Origin of the sequence: Sphingobium indicum B90A (assembly GCF_000264945.2) — a bacterium.
In the GTDB taxonomy this organism is placed as follows: domain Bacteria; phylum Pseudomonadota; class Alphaproteobacteria; order Sphingomonadales; family Sphingomonadaceae; genus Sphingobium; species Sphingobium indicum.
Genome location: NZ_CP013070.1, coordinates 3624104 through 3647350, shown reverse-complemented (window position 1 = coordinate 3647350; position 23247 = coordinate 3624104). Strand labels below are relative to the sequence as shown.

At 66.5% G+C, this 23247-nt stretch carries 19 protein-coding genes; 8 read left to right on the top strand and 11 right to left on the bottom strand.

Translation table 11 applies throughout. The annotated features are described in order from the left end of the window. The first annotated feature begins 83 nt into the window (after positions 1-83). From SIDU_RS17615 to SIDU_RS17585, 7 genes are all read left to right on the top strand, one after another. The gene (locus SIDU_RS17615; RefSeq protein ID WP_233431853.1) at positions 84-1400 is read left to right on the top strand and encodes an MFS transporter; all 1317 of its coding nucleotides are present in this window, start codon (positions 84-86) and stop codon (positions 1398-1400) included. A 58-nt stretch (positions 1401-1458) separates the two neighbouring features. Beyond that, positions 1459-2409 (top strand): DODA-type extradiol aromatic ring-opening family dioxygenase, encoded by a 951-nt coding sequence (locus SIDU_RS17610; protein WP_007686805.1) that lies wholly within the window; start codon positions 1459-1461, stop codon positions 2407-2409. A 12-nt stretch (positions 2410-2421) separates the two neighbouring features. Next, complete coding sequence (locus SIDU_RS17605; RefSeq protein ID WP_007686807.1) at positions 2422-2811, top strand: RidA family protein; 390 nt, start codon at positions 2422-2424, stop codon at positions 2809-2811. Further along, positions 2808-3791 carry an amidohydrolase family protein gene (locus SIDU_RS17600; RefSeq protein ID WP_007686809.1) on the top strand — a complete coding sequence of 328 codons (984 nt, stop codon included), beginning with the start codon at positions 2808-2810 and terminating at the stop codon, positions 3789-3791. Before SIDU_RS17605 ends, SIDU_RS17600 begins: the two co-directional genes overlap by 4 nt. Then, entirely contained in the window at positions 3788-4330 is a 543-nt protein-coding gene (locus tag SIDU_RS17595) for a DUF4286 family protein (RefSeq protein WP_007686810.1), read from the top strand. Before SIDU_RS17600 ends, SIDU_RS17595 begins: the two co-directional genes overlap by 4 nt. A gap of 16 nt (positions 4331-4346) precedes the next feature. After that, positions 4347-5300: an SMP-30/gluconolactonase/LRE family protein gene (locus SIDU_RS17590; protein WP_007686812.1), complete on the top strand. Its 954-nt coding sequence runs from the start codon at positions 4347-4349 to the stop codon at positions 5298-5300. Positions 5301-5406: 106 nt separating this feature from the next. After that, a complete protein-coding gene (locus tag SIDU_RS17585; RefSeq protein WP_007686813.1) occupies positions 5407-5898 on the top strand; it encodes a YkgJ family cysteine cluster protein in 492 nt (163 codons plus the stop codon). Between the two features lie 26 nt (positions 5899-5924). On the opposite strand, the gene SIDU_RS17580 is transcribed toward SIDU_RS17585, so the two are convergent. From SIDU_RS17580 to SIDU_RS17565, 4 genes are all read right to left on the bottom strand, one after another. Next, a complete protein-coding gene (locus SIDU_RS17580) occupies positions 5925-8732 on the bottom strand; it encodes a TonB-dependent receptor (RefSeq protein ID WP_037508946.1) in 2808 nt (935 codons plus the stop codon). A gap of 307 nt (positions 8733-9039) precedes the next feature. Continuing rightward, positions 9040-9678, bottom strand: a complete 639-nt coding sequence (locus SIDU_RS17575) for a 4-carboxy-4-hydroxy-2-oxoadipate aldolase/oxaloacetate decarboxylase (RefSeq protein ID WP_007686817.1) — start codon at positions 9676-9678, stop codon at positions 9040-9042. Positions 9679-9745: 67 nt separating this feature from the next. Further along, entirely contained in the window at positions 9746-10567 is an 822-nt protein-coding gene (locus SIDU_RS17570) for an EthD domain-containing protein (protein WP_007686819.1), read from the bottom strand. A 23-nt stretch (positions 10568-10590) separates the two neighbouring features. After that, positions 10591-13395 carry a TonB-dependent receptor domain-containing protein gene (locus tag SIDU_RS17565; RefSeq protein WP_007686821.1) on the bottom strand — a complete coding sequence of 935 codons (2805 nt, stop codon included), beginning with the start codon at positions 13393-13395 and terminating at the stop codon, positions 10591-10593. A 723-nt stretch (positions 13396-14118) separates the two neighbouring features. On the opposite strand from SIDU_RS17565, the gene SIDU_RS17560 reads away from it, so the two are divergent. After that, entirely contained in the window at positions 14119-14892 is a 774-nt protein-coding gene (locus SIDU_RS17560; RefSeq protein WP_007686822.1) for an EthD family reductase, read from the top strand. Positions 14893-15000: 108 nt separating this feature from the next. On the opposite strand, the gene SIDU_RS20280 is transcribed toward SIDU_RS17560, so the two are convergent. From SIDU_RS20280 to SIDU_RS17525, 7 genes are all read right to left on the bottom strand, one after another. Next, positions 15001-16965, bottom strand: coding sequence for a 3-hydroxyacyl-CoA dehydrogenase NAD-binding domain-containing protein (locus SIDU_RS20280; RefSeq protein ID WP_007686824.1), 1965 nt, complete (start codon positions 16963-16965; stop codon positions 15001-15003). A 20-nt stretch (positions 16966-16985) separates the two neighbouring features. Next, entirely contained in the window at positions 16986-17777 is a 792-nt protein-coding gene (locus SIDU_RS17550; protein ID WP_007686826.1) for an enoyl-CoA hydratase-related protein, read from the bottom strand. Positions 17778-17779: 2 nt separating this feature from the next. Continuing rightward, on the bottom strand, positions 17780-18925 hold the full coding sequence (locus SIDU_RS17545; RefSeq protein ID WP_007686828.1) for a thiolase family protein: 1146 nt from the start codon (positions 18923-18925) through the stop codon (positions 17780-17782). Positions 18926-18934: 9 nt separating this feature from the next. Then, complete coding sequence (locus SIDU_RS17540; RefSeq protein WP_007686830.1) at positions 18935-19360, bottom strand: Zn-ribbon domain-containing OB-fold protein; 426 nt, start codon at positions 19358-19360, stop codon at positions 18935-18937. A 95-nt stretch (positions 19361-19455) separates the two neighbouring features. Continuing rightward, the gene (locus tag SIDU_RS17535; RefSeq protein ID WP_073507204.1) at positions 19456-21570 is read right to left on the bottom strand and encodes a PQQ-dependent dehydrogenase, methanol/ethanol family; all 2115 of its coding nucleotides are present in this window, start codon (positions 21568-21570) and stop codon (positions 19456-19458) included. Between the two features lie 30 nt (positions 21571-21600). Then, positions 21601-22491: an amidohydrolase family protein gene (locus SIDU_RS17530; protein ID WP_007686835.1), complete on the bottom strand. Its 891-nt coding sequence runs from the start codon at positions 22489-22491 to the stop codon at positions 21601-21603. Further along, on the bottom strand, positions 22492-23106 hold the full coding sequence (locus SIDU_RS17525) for a glutathione S-transferase family protein (RefSeq protein ID WP_025160745.1): 615 nt from the start codon (positions 23104-23106) through the stop codon (positions 22492-22494). Positions 23107-23247 lie beyond the last annotated feature (141 nt).

Below are 23247 nucleotides of genomic sequence, written 5' to 3'. Positions count from 1 at the left end.
CTTATATCATCATATAGACTATCATTATGATCTTTTTGATGGTAACAGCCTGAAAGGCAAAAGAGGGAGCGGATATGTCGCAGATGTCCAAAGGAGAAAGCGTGATCGCCGAGGCGCCGATGAACGCCTTCTCGATAGCAATCGTCCTCCTGTGCTGCATCGTCAACATCGCCGACGGACTCGATTTCGCCACCCTGGTCCAGGCGGCGCCGGTGATCAGCCACGCCTGGGCAGTGAACCCGCGGATGCTGGGCGTGCTGTTCGCCTCAACCGCGATCGGCATGGCGGTGGGCGCGTTCGTGGTGGCGCCGCAGGCGGACAGGTTCGGGCGGCGCACGATCCTGCTTTCCGCGCTGGCGCTGAACGCCGTGGTCATGCTGCTCAGCGCGGCGGCCGGCAGCGTCCATGAACTCTTGGCGCTGCGCTTCTTCACCGGCATCGGCGTGGGCTCGCTGATGGCCAATCTCAACGTGCTGGTCATCGAATATGCGAACCGCAAATGGGGTAATTTCTTCCTTTCGGTGATGCACCTCTGCTATGCGCTCGGCGTCACCTTCGCATCCCAGATCGGCTATTGGTTCGTCGCCGATCATGGCTGGCAGATATTGTTCATCGTCGGCGGCCTGTTCAATCTCGTCATCCTCGTCGCCGTGTTCCTCTGGCTGCCGGAATCGATGCAGTTCCTGCTCGCCGCCCAGCCGCGCGGCGCGCTCGAGCGGGTCAACCGCGTCCGCCGGCGCCTGGGCGTCGAGCCGCTCGACGCGCTGCCGGCGATCACCGGCGGGGGCCGGGCGCGGACGCGCATCGCCGATCTGATCGGGCCGGGGATGATAGCGGGCAGCGTACTACTCTGGGTGGCATCGCTCGGCTATTCGGTCGTCGGCTTCTATCATCTGAGCTGGACGCCGAAGGTGCTGGACGATGCAGGCCTGCCGACGCGCCTCGCGCTGCTGGCGGGCACGTTCACCAGCATCTTCTCGATCCTCGGCAACCTGTCGATGGGCTATTTCTCGGCGATCGTCAGCGCGGCGCGGCTGACGGCGATCTATTTCGCCGGCGCGGCGACATCCTTCCTGCTGTTCGGGTTGAACACGGGCGATCCCTATATGATGCTGACGATCGCGCCGGTGATCAGCTTCTTCGCGCAAGGCGCGTTCAGCGGCCTGATGATCAACGCGACGCGCTATTATCCGGCGACGATGCGCGCGGCCGGCGTGGGCTTCGTGGTCGGCTTCGGCCGCTTCGGGGCGGTCGCGGGGCCGCTGGTGGGCGGCATCGTCCTTGGCGCGGGCGGCGGGCTGCTGCCGCTCTACGCCGCGCTCGCGGTGGTCGCGGCGGTCGCCGCCGCCTGTATTTTCATCGTCAGCCGCTTCCATGGCCCGGCACCGGCGACGGCATGATCCTCGGAGATAGATGATGGCACGGCTTACTCACGGTCTCGGCTCCTCGCACACCCCCATGCTCAACATGCGCGACGGCGATTGGGCGCGGTTCGAGGAGCGCGACATTCCGGGCAAGTTCCTCGACAAGGAAGGGCGTCCGGCGACCTATGCCATGCTGCTGGAACGCGCGGACAAGGCGCTGCGCGACCATATCACGCCCGCGCTGCTCGACGAGCGCATGCGCGCCGCCAAGCGGGGGGTCGAGCGGATCAGGGCGGCGATCGTCGCCTCCGGCATCGACACGCTGATCGTCATCGGCGACGACCAGGCCGAGCTTTACACCAACGACAATCTGCCGAGCATCCTCATCTATTATGGCGAGACGATCCGCAACAACCCGCGCCACAAGGGCAATCCCAACCCGCTCGAATGGTGGCAGAACGCGCGCGGCGGCTATTATGTGGACGAGGGCGAGACCGACTTCCCGGTCGACGCCGGGCTTGCGCGCCACATGATCGCCCGGCTGGTCGATGATGAATTCGACATCTCCACCGCCAACCGGCTGCGCGACGGCGAGGGCGAGGGCCATGCCTTCGGCTTCGTCCACCGCCAGTTGATGGACGAGGCCAACCCGCTGCCGATCGTGCCGCTGGCGCTCAACACCTATTATGCGCCCAACCAGCCGACGCCGCGCCGTTGCTATGCGCTCGGCCAGGCGATACGCCGGGCGGTCGAGAGCTATCCGGAGGACATCAAGGTCGGCGTCATCGCCTCGGGCGGCCTCAGCCATTTCGTGGTCGACGAGGAGTTGGACCGCGGCCTGATCGAAGCGATCCGCACCAAGGATGTCGCCGCTCTCACCAGCATGGATCGGGCGAAGCTCAATTCAGGCAGCTCGGAAATCCGCAACTGGATCGCTACGGCGGGCGCGTGCGAACATCTCGACCTCGCCTGGTCGGAATATCTGCCCTGCTACCGCACCGAAGCGGGCACGGGCACGGGCGTTTGCTTCGCCGAGTGGCATTGAGTGGAGGAAGCCATGCGCCAACGCAGCATCAATATCGAATCGATCGGCCATCCCCAGCCGATCCCGCTCGCCTGCCGGATCGGGCCGATCCTCGCCACCGGCGGCATCATGGGCCGGGATAGCGAAACGCGCGTCATGCCGGAGGATGTCGCCGGGCAGGCCGCCAATTGCTTCCGCAACCTGGCGCTCGTGCTGGCCGAGGCCGGCATGGACATGGGAGACGTGGTGAAGATCACCTGTCATGTCCGCGACGACGGCGCCAGGGAGGCGATCAACGCGTCCTGGCTGGAACATTATCCCGATCCGGCCCACCGGCCGGCGCGCCACACCCAGATCGCGACGCTGCGCGGCGCGGTCCTCATCCAACTCGACGCCCTGGCGGTAGCAAAGGAAGCGGCATGATCATCGACGCCCACGCCCATATAGTGATGACCGACGCCGACTATGCGAAGATGGCGACGCTCACGGGCGCCCGCAACAATCCGCCCCAGGCCGCGAAGCTGCCGGCGGCGGAGGTGGCTGAGAAGACCGCGCGCGGCCTGCTCGCCAAGATGGACCAGGTAGGCACGGACGTCCAGTTCCTGTCGCCGCGCCCCTATCTCCAGATGCATTCGCTGGGACCGGCGGGCGTGCCGCTGCACTGGGCGCGCTATTGCAACAACCTGATCCACCAGCAGGTCGAGATGTTTCCGGATCGGCTGAAGGGCGTCGCCGGCCTGCCGCAGTTCCGCGCCGAGAGCCCGGCCAACTGCGTCGAGGAGCTGGAGCGCTGCGTCAGGGAGCTTGGCTTCATCGGCTGCATCCTCAATCCCGATCCCACCGAGGGCGACGCCCTGCCCCCGCCGGGCCTGGGCGATCGCTTCTGGTACCCGCTCTATGAGAAGCTCGTCGAGCTGGACGTGCCTGCGTTGATCCATTCGGCCGGCTGCTGCCACCCACGCGAAAGCTACACGCTGAAGTTCATCAACGAGGGCAGCATCGCCGTGATGTCGCTGTTGCAGTCGGACGTATTCAAGGACTTTCCGACGCTGAAGATCGTCATCTCGCACGGCGGCGGCGCGATCCCTTATCAGATCGGGCGTTTCCGTGCCGGCGCTTGGCGGCGCGGCCGCGAGTTCGACCAGGAACTGCGCCAGCTCTATTTCGACACCTGCCTCTATTCCAGGGAAGGGCTGGAGCTGCTCTTTCAGGTGGTCGGCGCCGACAATTGCCTGTTCGGCACCGAGCGGCCCGGCACCGGATCGGTCCATAATCCCCATTGGGGCCATGACCTCGACGATCTGAAGCCGGTGATCGAGAGCATCGACTTCCTCACCGCCGAGGACAAGGCCAAGATCTTCGAGGGCAATGCCCGCAGGATCTACCGCAAGGCCTTCGCTTGAGCCTCGGTCTCGTCTTCGTGATGGGTGCGCCCGACGCGGGGGCGGACGGCCTGTCCCTTCCCCAAGACGCGCTGGCGCCGATGCCATGGGTCGGCCGGACCATGTCCAGCCGGGCGGGGGAGCCGGGCCGACCGCGCCACATGCTGCTGGCCGACAGCGCGGCGAAGACGGACCTCGCCGGGGCGGCGGGCGCATGGCGCTGGTCGGGCATCCAGATCCTGCCCGGCGACGAGCCGGCGCCCAGGAACGCGGGCGGCCTGCTCGTGAACTGGATGAACATCGACGGCGCGCACGAGGAGGAGTTCAACGACTGGTACGATACCGAGCATGTGCCGCGCTTCAGGGCGGTGGACGGCGTGCTCGCCGCGCGGCGCTTCCGCGCTTCGACAAGCCAGCCGAGCTACGCGGCCTTTTATCACCTGCGCGACCTGGACGTGGTGACCGGCGCCCAGTGGCGCGAGGCCGCGACGACACCATGGAGCGCGCGGATATTGACTTTCCGCCATGACAATCTGCGGATGGGTTTCACCCCCGCCTGAGGACGAGGAACGAGGCATGCGACGGGCGCGATGGATGGGGCTGGCGGTGGCGGCGGGGCTGCTTGGGGCGGCGGCCCCGCCCTCACCCCCGCCTCCGCCCGAAATCGCAATCCCCCAGCCGCGCGTCTTCCCCGAAAGCATCACCGCGACGCGCGACGGCACGCTGATCGTCGGCAGCGCGGGCAATGGGACGATCTGGCGCGCCCGGCCCGGTGACAAGGCCGCCACCATTTTCATCGCGCCGGACAGCAGTGGACTCGTGTCGGTGCTGGGCGTGTTCGCGGACGACAGGCATGGCCTGCTCTATGTCTGCTCCAACGGCCGACGCAGCGACCCGACCGAGGCGCGCGACCGCGCCGCGGCGATCCGCCTGTTCGACCTCAAGAGCGGCGCGCCGGTCAGGAATATTCCCACCCCTGGCGCCTCCCGGTCGCTGTGCAACGACTTCGCGGTCGCGCCCGACGGCACCGCCTATGTCGCCGAGACGCTGCGCGGCTCGATCATCCGCGTGCGCGGGGACAAGGCCGACGTCTGGATCGCCGATCCGCGCCTGGCGGGCGCCGACGGCATCGCCTTCGACGACGACGGCCAGCTCTACGTGACCAGCGTCACGTCCGGCCGCATGTTCCGCACCGGCACGAACGCCGATGGGAGCGCGCGTCCGCTGGTCGAACTCATCCCGCCCCGCAAGCTCGACCGTCCGGACGGCCTGCGCCATATCGGCCGCGGCCGCTTCCTGCTCGCCGAGGCGGGCGACCAGGGCGGGATCACGCTCATGACCGTCAAGGGCGACACGGTGACCCTCTCCCCGCTCCCCGGCGGCCGCACCGGCACGACCTCGGCGGTGGCGCTGGGGAAGACCTCCTGGGCGGTCGCGGGCAAGCTCCGCTATCGCACCGATCCAGCGCTGGCTGGACAGGATCCCGGTCCCTTCGCCATCTACGGCACGCCTATCCGAGCAGGACGATGATGACCGGCTTCGCCTTGCCGATCGACGGCGCGCCGGTCGAGGGCGCGGACACCCGGCGGGCGGTCAATCCCGCCACCGAGGCGCCTTTCGCCAGGGCGGCGGGCGCGTGACGGCGACGCCGCCAGCCGATCCCCGGTTCGCGGCCAATGCCATACCGTGTGACGGCTGCACGCTCTGCTGCTTCAACGAGCAGGTGATCCTGCGCCCCGAGGCGGGCGATGTGCTGGAGGATTTCGACTGGGAATATATCGCGAGCGATCTCTATCCGGGTCAGCGCGTCCCAGCGCTGAAACGCGATCCCGCGACCGGGCATTGCGTTTATCTGACGGAAACCGGCTGTTCGATCCACGAGCGCGCGCCCGCGATATGCCGGCGCTATCATTGCGCCCGCACCTTCAAGGCACTCGGCCGGATGTCGCGGTCCCGGCGGGACATATTATGGGCGATGGGCAATGTGCTGGACAGGGCGCAAGTCGAGCGCGGCCGCGACCGCCTCCAGCGCGCCCGCGAACTGGGGCTCGATCATCTGATCGACACGGACGCGCAGGTCCGGGCTTTCGAGCGCATCGCCGACGCCCACAAGTCCGGGCGGCGCTAGCTCCCGGAAGCGGGGCGGCTCCCCGCTCAGAACCGCGCACGGACCCCCAATGTCCAGAACATGCCGCGCGTATCGTAGAAGGGCGAGTTCGCGATCTGCGGCTGGACGATGGCGTTCGGCGCGATCGGCGGCGCGACATTGAACAGATTGTCGATCCGCCCATAGATGTCGAAATTCTCGGTCAGCTTGTAGCTCGCGTCGAGGTCGACATAACCGCGGCTGGGAATATTGTTGTTGTCGAGGTCGAGCGTGGTGACGTTGAAGCGGGTGTCATATTTGCCGCCGTCGATGAAACTGTAGGTCACGCCCAGCTTGGCGCGCCCGATCTGGTACCGTGCCTCCGCGTTGAAGCGCCACTGGGGGACGCCGAGCGGCGGCGGCGAGACACCCGCGAGGCCCACATAGTCATTGGTCACGCCATTGGCGATCGTCTTCAGTTCGGCCACATAATTGGCCAGCACGCGGAAGGTCATCGTGCCCTCGCCGAAGGTTCTGAGCGGGAAACGGTACATCGCCTCGAAATCGATGCCCGATGTCTTCTGCGACTGCGCATTGAACGGCACGACGTTCACCCGCGTAAGCCTGCCCGATGCATCCCGCACGACGCTGGCGCAATAGACGGTCTGGCCGTTGAAGCAGAAATCGACGATGTTCTGGCCGGACACGGTGGAGATCGCGTCCTTGATCTTGATCGAATAATAATCGACCGACATGCGGAAGCCCGGCAGCCAGCCCGGCTGGAACACGGCGCCGATGGCGCGCGTGTCCGCCTTCTCCGGCTTCAGGTCGGGATTGCCGCTCGTCACCTGCAGCACCTGTCCGGAGACATTGCTGGGCCGGTCGACGAGTTGGCTGATCACCTGATTGCCGCGGGAGAACAGTTCATAATTATTGGGCGCGCGGATATCGCGGGAGATCGTGCCGCGGAACCGGATATCGCTGACCGGCGCGTAATTCAGACCGACCTTCCACGTCGCCACGCCGCCGCTGGTGGAATAATCCGTGTAGCGCACCGCTCCGTTCAACTCCAGATTCTTGGCGAAGGCCATGTCGCGCGCCAGCGGCACGACCACCTCGCCATAGACTTCCTTGACATTATACTTGCCCGAAAAGGGCTGGGCGTTGATCGAGCGCCAGCGCGCCGCGGCGGAGTCGGGGTCGGAGGTGAGCACGGTCTGCTCGGTGCGATATTCCGCGCCCGCCGCCAGTGAGACATCGCCGGCCCAGGTCGTGAAGGGCGAACCTTTCAGGTTCAGGTAGAACACCTTCTCGCGCTGCACGGAGGATTGCCAGCTGTTCCCGAGATAATAGGCCTGCGCCGCCTGGTTGATCGCTCCCGCGCCGAACAGGTTGACCGGCACGCACCCGCTGATGTCGGGATTGCTGCTCCCCGGATTCTGCAGCGTCACGCGGCAGACGGGCTGGCCGGTGGCGGGATTGATGACCGCGTCGACCGCGTTGAAGAAGCGCGTCTGGATGCGGTTGTTGGTGCTGTCCTGCCGGTAATGGGTGCTGCCGATCTGGCCGGAAACATCCCAGCTCCAGCCGCCAACCTTGCCCTCGACGCCGATCACGCCGCGCCGCATCGTCGTGCGCGTGGAAAAGAAAGCCGTGCCATCCTCAAGCTGCTGGCGGCCAAGGGCGAAGCTCCTCATATTGGCAGCGGCCATCGCCGACCTCAGGGCAGCAGGGAGATAGGCGTTGTCCGCGTTGATGGTCAGCGTGCCATTGTCATAATTGGCGGTGAGATCGCTCCGGGTCTCGGTGCGGGATTGGAGATAGTCGCCGAACAGCTTGATGTCCTGCGTCAAGTCGAAATCGATCCGGCCATAGCCGGTATAGCGTTTCAGGATCGGCAGCAGATTGCCCCCATCCTCGAAGCTGCCGCCGTCGCCGCCGGTCATGTAGGTGCCGCCGACGTTCGTGCCGTAGTTGAAAGGAACGGGTTGGCCGTTCGGACCGAATTGCACGCCGGTGCCGGTGGGGAAACCGAGCAGCCTGGCGAGCGCGAGCCCCGACGTACGGCCGAGCACGCCCCCCGGCGTCATCTGCGAAAAGGTGGAATTATCGGCGATGATCAGGCGCGGCTGGCCATTGGTGGCCGTGTAGTTCGGGTTGGTCAGCAACGCCGTGCGATGCGAACCCCAGGGCCGCGACGCCTGGCTGGTCTGGCCCGAATTGCGTAGATAGTCGAAGGCGGCTTCCACATGCAGCCGGTCGTCCATGAAGCCATGGCCATAGGCGAGCGACACCGCCGGCCGATGGAAGTCGTCATATTTGGTCTGCGCATAGGACAGGTCGCCGCGGAACCCCTCCAGGTTCCTCTCCAGCGTGAAGTTGACGACGCCGGCCACCGCGTCCGAACCATAGGCCGCCGACGCGCCGCCGGTGACGATCTCGACATTGCTGATCAGCGCGGTGGGGATGACATTGGTGTCGATCGTGCCCGCGGGATCGGTCAGCGGCAGGCGGCGGCCGTCGAGCAGCACGAGCGTGCGCTGCGGGCCGAGGCCGCGCAGATCGGCGGTGCTCGCGCCGACCGGCTCGCTCGACTTGCCGACATTCTGGTTGATGCGCAGTTGGGGGATATCCTGCAACAGTTCGGAGACGGTGTGCACCGCCTTCTCCTGCAACTGCGCCTGGCTGATGGCGGTGACGGGCGTCGGGGCGGTGAAGCCGGAGATGCGCGTGCCGGTGACGACAATATCGCTCGCGGTGGGCTGAGCCGCGGCCTGCGCCGGAGCGCCCTGGGCTGGAGCACCCTGGGCCTGGGCGGCCGTCACCAGCGCCAAACTCCCGGTGGCCGCCAGCGGCACCAGACTGGACGTGCTCAATAGCCGCCACGGACGCATGCTCCGAAGAGCCTCGACACCTCTCGCCATCATGACCTCCCTCAGCTCCCTTTACCGGGGGCGCGGTCAGGAACTCTCGGACGCGCTCGCAAAAGGGCCCACGCGCCGCATTCAGCGCGACCGAGCCGTCCCCGTTCAAGATCCTTGAAGAGGCGAGGCTATTCCAATCCCTACCGCGACCTGCGGATATGTGTTTTCTTTTTCGCGCAGTGAGTGACTCATCTGCTAATAAGGCAGTTTATTGACTTTTTAGAACCGTGTCAATCGCCGCACGGTGAGCCGTTGCGCATCACTTCTCGTCGAAGCCGTAGATGTCGAGCGTCCTCTCTCCGGCACGGATGCGCGCAATCTTCGCGGCCTCGTCGAGTTCCCGCGCTTGGCCGCGCGCGACGGCGTTGGCCGCCTCAGCGGCGGGGATGGCGACCACGCCGTCGCGGTCCCCGACGATCAGATCGCCGGCCGCGATCACCACCTGCCCGATGGCGATCGGCTGCTGGAGCCGGGGCGGCACATCGAAACCCTTGATCGTGCCTCGGATGCATATGCCGTTCGAGAAGACCGGGAAGCCCATTTCGGCGAGGCGGGCGGTGTCGCGTACGCCGCCGTCGATCACCAGCCCCGCCAGGCCCCGCGCCATCGCCGCCTCGTTCAATATGTCGCCCCAATAGCCGCCCTCGATCCCGCCGCTGGTCGAGACCACCAGGACGTCGCCCGGCTCGGTGCGATAGAGCGCGCGGTGAATCCACAGATTGTCGAGCATCGGCACCACTACCGTATAGGCGGGCCCGGCCACTCGCATGTCCGGCGCGACGGGCTTGATCGCGGACGGCAGGGCCCCGATGCGTCCGGCCGCCTCATGCAGTGTGGCGGCGCCCAGCGCGCGCGCGCGCGCCAGCATTTCCGCGTCGAATATCAGCTGTTCGGTCATTTCGTCGCCTTCCCCGGAGACCTGGCCGCTCGGCCACCGCAAATAAGTTATCGAGCTAGTCTATCGATTACGGATGTGGATCGATGACCACATGCTCCTGGGTGTAATAGCCACGCGCGAACCCTATGCTCGCGGCGCCGTCGGCGTACCAGGCCTTGGCCTCGGGCGAGGTTACGCCCCGGTAGCTCTGATCCTTGTGCCAGGACTGGGCGATGCCATCCACCTCGCCAAGCGCGTGGCTGAAGGGCGGGATGTCGCTCCGCCTGGCCGGCGCCACGACCTCGTTCAGGATCAGGCCGGCGACTTCCGGCACCTTGCTCGCCATCGCGCCATGCACGCGGAGCCAGTGGTCGACAAAAGCTGCGTGGGTCGTGCCCGGCTTGCGCTGGAGCAGCGAGAACAGCCCCTTGCCGCCCCGCTTCACCGGCACCATCACATTTTCGGTGACGCGATAGCCCTGGATCTCGCCGACGAACAACGGCCCGTCGCTATACCAGGCGCGCGCCTCCCGCGGGGCGTCGGGATTGCTTGGCGAGTTGCTCTCCAGCTTCCAGGACTCCGCGACCCCGTCGATCAGGATCGGCGTGCCGCCGGGTATGTCGTTCCGCCCCCGGCTGGGGCCCAGCACCTCGTTGCAGACCATGCCCCGCATGCCCGGAATCTTGAGCGCCATCGGCGCGTGCACCCCCAGCCAATAGCGCATGAACTCCTCATGCGTGGCGCCCGGCTTGCGGATCAGCAGGGTCAGGGACTTGGCGATGCCGGGCGGCATGCGCGTATATTGCGCGCGCGCCACCGCCGGCACGGTCAGCGCCGCGACCCCCGCCGCAAGCAGTTCGCGCCGCCCGATCACGGCACCGGGACGCCTGTTCGCGGGTAGCTCCGACATCGCTGCTCCTCCTGCCTGGATGCTCACAGCCGCACGCGCACGCCCGCCATGAAGCGCCGCCCGACCTTGTCGTACCAGATGCCGTTGGTCGGCACGTTCAGCACCGCGTAGGGCGTCGGCGCCGGATCCTTGTCCAGCAGGTTCTCGATCGACCAGAAGAACCGGAACTGCTCCGTCGCGTCGATCGAGCCGGCCAGGTCGAGATAGGCGAACGCCGGCACATGGTTGTCGTTGATCGTCAGCGCGGGCGTGGTGTTGTAGATATTGTCCTGCTTGCCCGCCGAGATGAAGTTTAACTGCGGCGTGATCGAGAACGGCCCGCGCGTATAGGTGACGGCCAAGTTGCCGCGGAAGCGCGGCATCGCGCCGAGATTGGCCTGGCCCATCTCGCCCACGCGCTCGATCGCGCCGGCGCCGGTGCCCGGGTCGACCAGCGCGTTGAAGACATAGGTGCCGCTCGCCGCGATGCTCACCCGGCCTTCCCCCAGCGGAAAACCATAGCTCAGCGTCATATCCAGGCCCTTGTTCCGGAACGAACCCACGTTGAGGGCCGGCGCCGTGAGGCTGGTGGGATTGCCGGCTGCATCGAACGTGAACAGGCCGCAGAATTCCTGCTGGCCGAGCGTGCAGAGCGACGCGACGTTGAGGCCGGACAAGTTGGTGATCGCACCCTTCAGATTGATGTCGTAATAGTCGACCGAGGCGCGCAGCCCGCGCAGGAATCCGCCCGGCTCGACGACCACGCCAGCGGTGAAGGTATCCGCCTTCTCGGCCTTTAGGTCGGGGTTCCCGGCCGAAACATTCTGCGGAATGATCTTGGTGATGCCGTTCACGGTGATCGTGTTGGTCACGAAGTTGCCGGGGCTGGCGAGTTCCCAGATGGCCGGCGCGCGGATGTCGCGCGACCGCGTGACGCGCAGGCGCAGGCCGTCCACCGGCTCCCACACGCCGCCGACCTTCCAGGTCACCTGATCGCCCACCGTGCTGTAATGGGCGAAGCGAGCCGCGCCGTTGATGTTCAGCGAACGCAGGAAGGGCTTGTCCTTCGCCAGCGGCACGATCGCCTCGACATAGGCTTCCTTGACGTCGAAGCTGCCGCGATAAGGGACGGCGTTGCCCGTGGACGAAAAGCCGTTCGCCGCCGCGATCGGATCGGCGCCGACATTCTCGCTTTCGCGCCGATATTCGATGCCGACCGCGGCCGAGACTGGCCCCGCCCAGGTCGAGAACAGATTGCCCCGCAGGTTCGCCGCCGCGCTGTGCTGGATATATTTGACTGTCGTATGGCCGGTGCCGTTGACATAGCTGATGGCGGCGGCGGATGGAGAACCTGCACCAAACAGGTTCAGCGGCACGCAGCCATTGTTGGGATTCACGTCGCGCGTCGAACGGCAGACGATCTTGCCCGCGCTGTTGAAGACCGCGTCCGCAGCCAGGGGCACGTTGGCGCTGATGGTGTTGTTGAAGCTATAGCCGTCATAATTGTTCCGGCCGTAGGAATAATGGGCGTCCCAGTGCCAGGAACCGCCAAGCTCGCCCTTGCCGCCAACCTCCACGTGCCGCGTCGCGTTCACCGCCTCGGTCTTCACATTGCCGAAATCATAGCCGATCCGCGACATGGTGAAGCTGGTGATCCCATCCTTCGCCATCGCCGCCTTCACGGCCGGCGACAGATACGCATTGTCGTCCTTGATGGTCACGGAGGTGTAGCGCGGCGGTAGCCCGCTCAATATGCCCTTCGACCGCGAATAGCCGCCCTCCACATAGGCGGTAAGGGCGGGTCCGAACTCATATTCGGCGTGCGCGTAGGTGGTGAAACGGCGCAGCGCGGGCACAAGACTGGTGCCGCGCGCGATCGACTGTCCTTCACCGCCGATCTGCGTCGTCCCGTTTGACAGGATGCCGGAATCGAACGGTCGCACGCTGCCATCGGAATTGAAGGTGTATTTGTTCAGCGAGAAGCCGGCCGGGCCGGTGATCCTGCCGCCCGCGCCCAGATTATTGTGCACCCCCTGCGTCAGGATCAGCGCCGGCTGACCGTTCGTCCTGTAGGCGGAGTTGCTATAGATTTGATATTCCTTGCGGCCCCAGTCACGCGTGTACATGTCGCCGACGCCGCTGTTGCGCTCATAGTCCGCGCTCACGACGACATGGCCGCGATCCTGCGCGAAGCTGGTGCCCGCGATGAAACCCAGGCGCTGCGTCGCATAGTCGCCTTCCTCGGATATGCCCGCCTGGGCGCGCGCCTCGAGCCCGGTGAAGTGTTTCTTCAGGATGACGTTCACGACGCCGGACACGGCGTCGGAACCATATTGGGCGGATGCGCCGCCCGTCACCGTCTCCACCCGATCGACCATCAGCGTGGGGATCAGGTTGAGGTCCACCGTGACGGGCACGCCTAGCTTGCTGGCGGGCGATGACGGCACCATGCGACTGCCATTCACCAACACCAGCGTGCGTTGTCCGCCCAGGGAGCGCAGGTCGGCCGTCGCCTGGGCCGGGCTGCCGGTATTGGTCGCGTTGGCGCCGGGGCTGCGCGTCGGCTTGAAGGCCGGGTTGAGGTTCAGCACGGACATCACCGTTGTGGCCGCGCGGCGATCGATCACCTCGGAGCCGACTACGGCGGTCGGCGACGGGGCCTGGAACCCGCTCAACGCAACGCGCGAGCCAGTGACCACGATGTCCTGCGCGTTGATGTCCTGCGTCTTGTCAGGGGCGGCATCCTGCGCCGCGGCGGTCGCAGGCGCGGTCTGCGCGCCCGCCGCGGCAGCGAGGAAGGACGCGATGCCGATGGCGGACACCGACGCAGTCAAAAGGCGATACCGCATTAAGAGCCCTCTCTGTGTTTCCGGTTTTATTTTCTATAGGTCAGTCTATCATACTTTATGAGCTGGTCAATCATTCTCCAGCGAGTCGACCCACCAGTCAGATGGGCAGAGGGACGAAAACATGGTGGACCATAGCGCAGCTACACGAAATCCTCACGCGTCACGCCGGGCGGCGCGAGATCAGCGTCATGATCTTCAGCCTGCGGCGTCTGGGCGGCACGAAGACATGCCTGCGTCACGAACATATAATGCTGCCCATATAGGTGGGTGCCGCAGCGGCGGCGGAGAGCATCGAAGTCGGGATGGCGGCGCAGGCGCCAAGCGCAAGGACATCTCGCCGCGCAAGCTTCCAATCCCTGGAAGACTCTTAAGCCGCATGGACAAATTCGAAATATCGGCGAATGGCCAATGGTGAGCGTCAATCCTCCCTGCGCGCAGCGTGGAGAGAGGGACCGCCGCTGAAAGCGGTGGTGGAGGGGAAATCGGAGGTCGTGCCCCTTCCCCTCCACCAGCCTTCGGCCGGTCCCCCTCCCCATCTCCCGATGGGGAGGATTAAAGAGGTCCGCTCTCCGTTTAAATCACTTAGCCGGGGCGATGCTCGAATTTGTCCACGCTGCCCAAGGGTCAGAGGGCATCTAGCCAGGATGCTTTTGATAAGCTAATAAATTAGGTCATTAGTGTAAACGTCGGAAAGTGGGCGGCTGAGGAGTGGGCGTGAACAGCATGCGGCATGGGATGGAGCGTCGGGCGCTGATCGGCGGCGCGCTGGCGACGGGACTGGCGGGCGCCTTGCCCGGCCGCCTCCTGGCCGCCGCGCCCGATGGCCGTCTGTTCAAATGCACAGAATTCCTCCGGCGCGCGCCCGGAATGACGCCGGACGCCTTCCTCGCCCATTGGGAGAAGGAACGCGCGCCGCTTCTGCTCGGACTGAAGGGTCTGCGCGGCCTCATTTTCAACCGGGTGATCCGCGAACGATCGCCGGACGCCCCGCATGACGGCATCATCGAAATGTGGTTCGCGGACGAGGCGGCGTACACTCATGCCTTTGGCGCTGCGGACGAGCAGCTGATCGGCGCGCTGGCGGACGACCTGCCGCGCTTTGCGGCGGGCGATCCGATGGGGTTGTTCACGCGGGAAGTGCCCATCCGGATTCCCTACCCCAAAACAGGCAACGCCAAGCGCATCGGCCTGGTCGGACGGAATCCCGGCACGACCGAGGACCAGTTCTTCCGGGAGTGGCGGACCGTCCACGCCAAGGAAGCGGCCAATCAGCCGGGACTCGCCGGCTATGTACTGAACATGCGCGCGGGGCCTCGCCTGCCCGATCTGCCCTGGGACGGCTATGCCCAATTGTGGTGGACCGACTGGCCAGCGTTCGAGGCGGCCAGCCGGGCGATCCACGCCACGGTAGGCGCGCGGCTCCACTTTTTCCACGCGCACCAGCTTTATTATGTCGACGAGTTCATCGCGCTGGCGCCCGAAGGCCGCTTCGGCTGACGATCCGTCAGACCCGTTCTGAGCAGCAAGGCGATGCCCTGACCGACGCCGGCACCGTTCAGCCGACCATCAGGGAGAGGCCGGATCGCATCACAGATATAGCGTGCGTCATCCGGCCTTTCCCCGATGGTCGGCGTAATAGAGCGGCCCGCCACGCCAGCGCGGCCAGCCATAGCCATGCACCCACACCATATCGACGTCGGAGGCGCGCTGGGCGATGCCCTCGGCCACGATCCGGCGGCCTTCCTCGATCATCGGATCGAGCAGGCCGGCGAGTATCGCCTCATCGCTCCAGTCGCGCTGCGGGATACCTTTGTCGGCGGCGAGTTCGGCGATGATCCGCTCCACTTCGGGCGAGGGCCTGGCCCGGCCCTCGTCGTCATAATCGTAGAAACCGGCGCCAACCTTCTGCCCGCGCCGGCCGCGTTCGTTCAGCCGTTCGCGGATGGTCGAGCCGGTGGAGGTCTCGGGCGTCCAGCCGAGGTCGAGACCGGCAAGGTCACCGATCCGAAACGGCCCCATCGGCATGCCAAACGCCACCAGCACACGATCGATCGCGTAGGGACTCGCCCCCTCCAGCGCCATCGCCTCGGCAGCGAGGCGGCGCACCATCAGCATGCGGTTGCCGATGAAGCCATGGGCATTGCCGGCGACGACCGCGATCTTGCCGAGCCGCTTGGCCAGATCAAGCGCGGTCGCGAGCACCTGCGGCGAGGTCCGCGCTCCGCGAACGATCTCCAGCAGCTTCATGATGTTGGCGGGCGAGAAGAAATGCAGACCGAGCACCTGCTCTGGCCGGGATGTGCAAGCGGCGATCGCGTCAACATCGAGATAGGAGGTGTTCGTCGCGAGGATCGCCGTCGGCTTCGCGACGCCGTCAAGCGCGCGGAAGATCACCTGCTTGACCTCCATCGTTTCGAACGCGGCCTCGATCACCAGATCGACCTCGGCGAGATCATCGTAGGAGAGCGATCCGGTAAGCCGGGCGCTGGCCGCGTCCGCCGACGCCCGGTCCATGCGGCCGCCCTTCACCGCGCGCGCGATCAGGTCGCGCACCGCCGCCAGACCGGCGTCGAGCGCTTCCCGCCGCTGCTCCACCAGCACCACCGGCAGACCGGCGGCGAGCAGGGCCATGGCGATGCCCCTGCCCATCGTCCCCGCGCCGATCACGCCGGCCCGATCGATCGGAAGGCGCGGCGTGTCGGCGTCGATTCCCGCGACCTTGGATACCTCCCGCTCGGCGAAGAAGACATGGCGGAGCGCGGCGGATTGCGCGCCGTCGCGCAGCCGCGTGAAGGCCGCGCGTTCCAACGCCAGCGCCTCGTCGAAAGGCACGCGCAGGCCCTTTCGGATCACCTCGACGCAAGCGGCGGGGGCGTCCTGACCGCCGAAGCGCCGCGGATTGGCGTTCCCATATTCGTCTAAGACGGTGTCGACGCGGTCGGGATCAGCCACTGGAAGATCCCGCGTGCGGACCGGCGCGCCTTCGCCGGCGGCCTCGCGCGCGAACTGCCGCGCCGCCTCGATCAGCGTTCCGTCGGCGACCTTGCGGTCGAGCAGACCCGCTTCCAACGCTTCTTCGGCACTGATCGGATCGCCGCCGACGATCATCGCCAGCGCTTTCCCCACGCCGACCAGACGCGGCAGGCGCTGTGTGCCACCCGCCCCCGGCAACAGCCCAAGCTTGACTTCGGGCAGCCCAAATCGGGCGGAGGAAACCGCAATCCGCCGATGTGCGCCGAGCGCCACCTCCAGCCCGCCGCCAAGCGCCGTACCGTGGATCGCGGCGATAATGGGCTTGGCGCTGTCCTCGATCGCGGCGATCACCTCCGGCAGGCTAGGCGGAAGCGGCGGCTTGCCGAACTCACGGATATCGGCGCCCGCGAAAAAGGTGCGGCCGGCGCAGCGGATCACCAGCGCCTCCACGACGGGATCAGCGGCCGCCTCGGCGACCGCGTCCAGCAGCGCCTGTCGCACGTCGCGTCCGAGCGCGTTGACCGGCGGCGCATCGACCACACACTCGCCGATGCCTTCGCGAATGGAAAAGGAGGCAACCTCGCTGGCGAAGGCCATGTCGTTCTCCGGAGCGGTTATCAGCGGAACCGGGGTTCGCGTTTCGATGTGAAGGCGATGACCGCCTCCCGATAATCGGGATCGCGACCCAGCCCGCCCTGCATGATCGCTTCGGCGGCGAGCGCCTCGTCGAGCGTCTGGTCGGCCGCCTCGCGCACACTGCGCTTGATCGCGGCTATCGCGGCGCGCGGACCCCTGGCCAGCCGCGCCGCCAGCGCCTCCGCCTCGGCGGCGAGCGCCTCGTCCGGGCAGACGCGGGACACCAGTCCCCAGGCGAAGGCCTCGTCCGCGTCGAAGGCGTCGCCGGTGAGCAGCAGCGCCAGTGCCCGATTGAGCCCGACCTGCCGCGCCAATGTCCAGCTCAGCCCGCAATCGGGGCCGAGACCGACCTTGACGAATGGCAGCTGGAAGCGCGCCGAAGCACCGGCGAGCACGATGTCCGCCGCAAGCACCAGCCCCACGCCCGCCCCCGCCGCCACGCCGCCTACCGCGGCTATCACCGGCATCGGCAGCGCGATCAGCCGGCGGATCAGCGGGCTGTAATTCTCGACCAGCGAGGCCTGGAGATCCACCTCTCCCTCGGCGAGCATGTCGCGACGTTCGGCCAGATCCTGACCGCTGCAGAACGCCCCGCCCGCGCCGGTGATCACCAGTGCGCGGATAGCCCGGTCCGCCTCGACCGCCGTCAGCGCCTCGCGCAACGCAAGGTGGGTCGCCGCGTCGATCGCGTTGCGCCGGGCCGGACGGTCGAACATCAGCCAGCCGACCGCCCCCCGACGCTCGAACAGGATAGGGGAGGCCGCCTCGGCCATGGTCACTTCCGCAGGATGGTGATGGCGCAATTGCCGCCCGCGCCCAGCACATGGGCGAGGCCGACCCTGGCACCCTCCACCTGCCGCGCGCCGGATTCGCCGCGCAGTTGGGAGACGATCTCCACCACCTGGCCGAGATGCGATGCGCCGACCGGCTCGCCCTTGCTGATGAGGCCGCCGCTCATGTTCACCGGATGCTTGCCGGTGATCTCGGTGACGCCCTCGTCGATCAGGCGCCCGCCCTCGCCGACCGGGCACATCTGCAGTTCCTCATATATCTCCAGCTCGCAAAAGGCGTCGGTGTCCTGCACCTCGAAGCAATCGACATCCTCCGCGCCAAGCCCGGCCTGCTCATAGGCCTTGCGGGCGGTCACCTCGGTCGGGCCCTCATTATTGGCGGTGGCGCTCATGCTGTCGGCGGGGCAGCGGAAATCGGCCGAATAGCGCGCGATGGTGTGGACGCTGCCGGCGATGGTGATCGGCGCGCGTGCGCCGATCTTGCGGGCATAATCCGCGGACGCGATCACGACCGCCGCGGCGCCATCGTCCGGCGCGCAGATTTCCAGCCGGCGGATCGGATCGCACACGAGCGGCGAGCCAAGAATCTCCTCCAGGCTGAATTCCTTGCGATACATCGCGTTGGGATTGTGGACGCTGTTGCGGTGGTTCTTGTAGGCGATCTTGGCGATCTGCAAATCGGTGGTGCCATATTCGTGCATGTGGCGCATCGCGCGCATCGACCAGTAGGACGGATTCAGCGATAGCCCCATCTCGATCTGCCAGTCGGCGTAGATCATGCGCGGATCCATGAAGCCGCGCGGCATCTTCTCCGCGCCCAGCACCATCACCACGTCGCACTCGCCGGACCGGATCGCCAGCACGCCCTGGCGAAGCGCCGCGCCGCCGCTGGCGCAGGCCGCCTCGATATCGACAATCGGCATGTCCGTGCCACCCAGCTTGCGCAGAATGCGCGCGCCGGATGTCGCCGGCAGGTACATGCGCGAAAGATAGGAAGCCTGGATGTCCGACCAGGCCAGCCCCGCGTCCGCCAGCGCCATGCGCGCCGCGTGGGAGCCGATCTCCTCGGCCGTCTTGTCGAAACGGCCGAAGGCATGAATGCCCGCGCCGATGATAACCACGTCCTTCATGGGAATTCCTTAGGCGGCAGGATTGTAGACGAATTCGACGACGCCATCGGCGCGCGCGCGGGCCGTGAACCGCACCGTCATGCCGATGCGCACAGCATCCGGATCGCCGCCCACGGGCGCCACGACGCGCAGCCCTTCGGGCAGTTCGACCAGCCCGATGGCGAAAGGCTGGAACGGTTCCGCGCCCTTGTAATCGCCCGGCGGGCGATAGCGCACCACCGTGTAGGTCCACACCTTGCCCTCGTCGGAGAGCGCGATCGGGAAGACATCGTCGCTGCCGCAATTCGGACAGAGCGTGTTGGCGCCGAGGGTCGTCTCTCCGCAGGCCCGGCAGCGGCTGCCGGCCAGCCCGACCGAGGCGAGGTCGTCCAGCGCCCCGGTCATCAGGCCGCTCCGCACCGGGCGGAAGTCCGAGAGCGGTGTGGAATCAGTCATGGGCGAACGTCCTTCCGAGTCAGCATATTTGAGTCATTAGTATGGTTTAATGTGCTATATCAACCCTCCGCATGCTGATTCCTCTGCCCCGGGCGTCATTTCACCTCATGGCCGTCCCAATCCTGATTGGCGCGATGGACAAGATAGGCGTGGATCGCCTCGGCGTCGGCGCGGGAAAGCTTATCGGCGAAGCTCACCATGCCGTTATCGGCGCGGATGCCGCCCAGCACGATGTCGTAGAATTGCGCGCGCGTCCCGGGCGTCAGTTTGCGCAGGTCCTTGATGCCGCCCCGCGCCTCATCGCCATGGCAGCCGGAGCAATTGGTGGCGTAGAGCGCGCGGCCCCGATCGACCTGCGCCGCCGGCGCGCTGTCGGGCGGCGGCGCCGCGACCGTGGCGGCGGTCGCGACCGGGAGCGGCGGCAGCGTCGCCTTGCCGTCCAGTCGGAACACCAGCAGCCGGGCGGTCGACAGCCGCATCCCTGAGTCGTTGCTGTTCGGGCCATGGGCGAGGCCGCCGCCCCAGCCGGCGTTGACAGCGACATATTGCACGTCATCGATGACATAGCTCATCGCGCCGGCGATCGGCACCTGCCGGACCGGCATCTCCCAAAGCTTCGCGCCGGTGTCTGCCCGATAGGCAGCGAAATTGGCGTCTATCGTCCCCTGGAAGACCAGGTTGCCGCCCGTCACCAGCGCGCCACCGCTGCCGCGGCGCGCGTATGGCACGCGCCAGACTTCCTTCTGCTTCACCGGATCCCAGGCGGTGAGCCAGACCTTCGTCATCGCCGCGATCTCCGCGGCGTGGCGCTTGCGCAGTTCCTCATGACCTGTGGAGGCGATGCCAAGCTGGTGCATCTCACCGGGCTGAACCTTGAAGTTCGGATCGAACGCATATGTCATCGCGCTCTGGAGCACCGGGAAATAGGCGAGGCCCGTCTTCGGACTATAGGCCATCGGGTTCCAGTTATGCCCGCCGCCGGCGCTCGGCGATACCAGCACCGGCGTCTCGCCGTAGCGCGCCTCTGGATTCACGATCGGGCGGCCGGTTTTCCTGTCGATGCCCTTGGCCCAGGTAATGCCGGGCACATAGGGTTCGGCCGAAAGCAGCTCTCCGGTGCGGCGGTCGAGCACGTAGAAGAAGCCGTTCTTCGGCGCGTGCAGCAGCACCTTGCGGTTCCGCCCGCCGAACTTCATGTCCGCGAGGATGATCGACTGGGTCGCGGTATAGTCCCATTCGTCGCCCGGCGTTTCCTGATAGTGCCAGACATAAGCGCCGGTATCGACATTCACCGCGACGATCGAGGACAGGAAGAGATTGTCGCCGCCGCCCGGGCTACGCACCGCTTGCGCCCAGGGGCCGCCATTGCCGGTGCCGATATAGACCAGCCGCGCTTCCGGATCGTAGGCGAAGCTGTCCCATGCGGTGCCGCCGCCACCCTGCTTCCACCATTCGCCCTTCCAGGTCTTGGCGGCCATCGCCTCGGCCTTGCTTTTGTAGCCCTTGGCGGGATCGCCGGGGACGATGTTGAAGCGCCAGAGCTTCCTGCCGGTCTCGGCGTCATAAGCGGAGACATAACCGGGCGCGGCCGCCTCGGCGCCGGCGTTGCCGATGATGACCTTGCCGTCATAGACGCGCGGCGCGCCCGTGATCGTATAGGCCCAACCCGGATCGAGCGTCTGCTGGCTCCACATGGGCTTGCCGGTCCTGGCGTCGAGCGCGATCAACCGGCCGTCGAGGGTGGCGATGAAGATCTTCCCCTTCCATGCCGCGACGCCTCGGGAATTGATGTCGCAGCAAGCGAAGCCGCCAAAGCGGCGCGGTACCTGGGGGTCATAGCGCCAGATCTCCCTGCCGGTCACCGCATCATAGGCGGTGGTCACGTTCCAAGGCGTGATGTTGTAGAGTATGCGGTCGACGACGATGGGCGTCGCCTCCACGCCACGGTCGGTGCCGAGATCGGCGTACCAGGCGAGGCCCAGCCGCTTGACGGTATCGACATTGATCTGCGCGTGCGGGCTGAAACGCTGCTCGCTGTAACCGGCGGCGGGGACGATCCACTCGCCCGACCCGCGATCCACCGCGCGCAATCGCGCATCGTCAACCAATCTCCCCTCGCCCTGGAATGCAAGGGCAGCCGTGCCGAAGAACAGGATTGCCGCGACTGCCCCTTTCCGCGCCCAATGGAACCGCCCACTACGCTTCGCCATCACATCCACCCTATTGTTTCTGCAAATATTTCAGGCCTGGGCCGGAAAGCCGTAGAGCCGCTCCGGATTGTCGACCAGGATGCGCCGCCGCAGCACCGCGTCGCCTTCGATCCACGCGTCGAGCAGATCGAGCAGCGCGCCCGGGTCCGGCGGCGGCGCCACGTTGAGCAGCGGCCAGTCGGTGCCCCAGACGAGCCGGCCCGGGTTGGCGCGCGTCATCGCCTCGTGGAAGGGCCGGAGATCCGCATAGCCGGTCTCTGGCGCGCGACTGTTGCGGAAGACCATCAGCTTCACCCAGACCCGCCCCTCGCGCAGCAGCCCGAGCAGGCGCTGGAACCGGGGATCGTCGACCGTCCGGTCCGACGGCCCGACCCGCGCCAGATGATCCAGCACCAGCGGCACGTCCAACGCCAGCAGGTCGTCGATCCAATCGATCAGCAGGTCGAACGGCGCGAACAGCTGCGCGTGCAGGCCCACGGCGCGCATCCGGGGGGCGATGGCGCGCAGCGTGTCGAAGCCGCTGGCGCCGGCGAGGCGCTTGCCGCTATCCTTGCCGATGATCTCGGTGAAGCGCAGCCCGCGGATGCCGCCCGCCCGGAGCGCCGCAAGCTGCGCTTCGTCGAAGCTCTCGTCCGCGACGCCGACGCCGCGCCGCGCCACGGGATCACGGGCGACGGCCTCCAGCGTGCAGCGATTGTCGGAGCCATAGGCCGAGGCCTGAATGATCACGGCGCGGTCGAAGCCCAGCCGGGCGAGTGCCTCTGCGTGCATGTCGGCGGTCGCCAGCGGGGGCGTATAGGTGCGTCCCTCCGGCAGCGGGAAGAGGTCGAACGGACCGAAAACATGGGCGTGAGTGTCGCACGCGCCCGCCGGCAAGGCTTTGCGCGGCGGCGTGATTGACAGCGACCGGGGATCCGTCATCTAATTCTCCGCGAAAGCGGTCGCGATCGCCGAGGGGCGCGCGGCGAAGCTGTCCTGGAATTTTGCGAGGGCCGGCCTGCCGTCGCGCCAGCCGCGCTCGGCGAACCGGAAATCGAGATAGGCGAGCATCACCCCCACGGTGAGATCGCCAATATCGAAGCCGGCGCCACAGGCCCCCCCGGCCGCCTGTTCCTCAAGCCGATCAAGCGAGGCATCGAGCCGGCCCGCAAAAGTCGCGAGCAGAGTTGCCGAGCGGCACGCCTCCGCGCGCCGCAACTCGGCACGCCACAGCAGCAACTGGTCCATCAGACCATCGGCCAGCGCCTGACGCCCCAAGGCCCGCCACCGCGCGGGGCCGGGCACGGGGAAGAGACTTCCGCCGCCGAGATGATCGAGATATTCGCAGATCACCGGGGAATCAGCGATCGCCGTGCCATCGTCGGCGATCAACGTCGGCAGCTTGGCGATCGGATTGGCCCGATGCAGCTCGACGCACGGAACGGGACTCGGGATCGGCAACGGGATGAGCGCGACACGATCATGCAGGCCGGTTTCATGCGCCACCATCACAACCTTGCGCGCGAACGGAGAGCGCGACGACCAAAAAAGCTTCATCGCCCAAGCCTCCGGGTTCCCGCGCCGAACATTCCGCTTGTCGCGCACTGGCCATATGCGTATTCCATTATCAATAGTTCCATTCAGCTAGTCATTTGGTTTAAACAGATTCGGCGCCTCTGTCCAGATCGCGTATGCCTG

Coding starts and splice junctions, on each gene's coding strand:
- SIDU_RS17545 (WP_007686828.1), bottom strand. CDS start 18,925: ATGAAGGACGTGGTTATCATCGGCGCGGGCATTCATGCCTTCGGCCGT.
- SIDU_RS20280 (WP_007686824.1), bottom strand. CDS start 16,965: ATGGCCTTCGCCAGCGAGGTTGCCTCCTTTTCCATTCGCGAAGGCATC.
- SIDU_RS17600 (WP_007686809.1), top strand. CDS start 2,808: ATGATCATCGACGCCCACGCCCATATAGTGATGACCGACGCCGACTAT.
- SIDU_RS17570 (WP_007686819.1), bottom strand. CDS start 10,567: ATGTCGGAGCTACCCGCGAACAGGCGTCCCGGTGCCGTGATCGGGCGG.
- SIDU_RS17605 (WP_007686807.1), top strand. CDS start 2,422: ATGCGCCAACGCAGCATCAATATCGAATCGATCGGCCATCCCCAGCCG.
- SIDU_RS17525 (WP_025160745.1), bottom strand. CDS start 23,106: ATGAAGCTTTTTTGGTCGTCGCGCTCTCCGTTCGCGCGCAAGGTTGTG.
- SIDU_RS17535 (WP_073507204.1), bottom strand. CDS start 21,570: ATGGCGAAGCGTAGTGGGCGGTTCCATTGGGCGCGGAAAGGGGCAGTC.
- SIDU_RS17565 (WP_007686821.1), bottom strand. CDS start 13,395: ATGCGGTATCGCCTTTTGACTGCGTCGGTGTCCGCCATCGGCATCGCG.
- SIDU_RS17550 (WP_007686826.1), bottom strand. CDS start 17,777: ATGGCCGAGGCGGCCTCCCCTATCCTGTTCGAGCGTCGGGGGGCGGTC.
- SIDU_RS17530 (WP_007686835.1), bottom strand. CDS start 22,491: ATGACGGATCCCCGGTCGCTGTCAATCACGCCGCCGCGCAAAGCCTTG.
- SIDU_RS17575 (WP_007686817.1), bottom strand. CDS start 9,678: ATGACCGAACAGCTGATATTCGACGCGGAAATGCTGGCGCGCGCGCGC.
- SIDU_RS17615 (WP_233431853.1), top strand. CDS start 84: ATGTCCAAAGGAGAAAGCGTGATCGCCGAGGCGCCGATGAACGCCTTC.
- SIDU_RS17540 (WP_007686830.1), bottom strand. CDS start 19,360: ATGACTGATTCCACACCGCTCTCGGACTTCCGCCCGGTGCGGAGCGGC.
- SIDU_RS17610 (WP_007686805.1), top strand. CDS start 1,459: ATGCTCAACATGCGCGACGGCGATTGGGCGCGGTTCGAGGAGCGCGAC.
- SIDU_RS17590 (WP_007686812.1), top strand. CDS start 4,347: ATGCGACGGGCGCGATGGATGGGGCTGGCGGTGGCGGCGGGGCTGCTT.
- SIDU_RS17560 (WP_007686822.1), top strand. CDS start 14,119: ATGCGGCATGGGATGGAGCGTCGGGCGCTGATCGGCGGCGCGCTGGCG.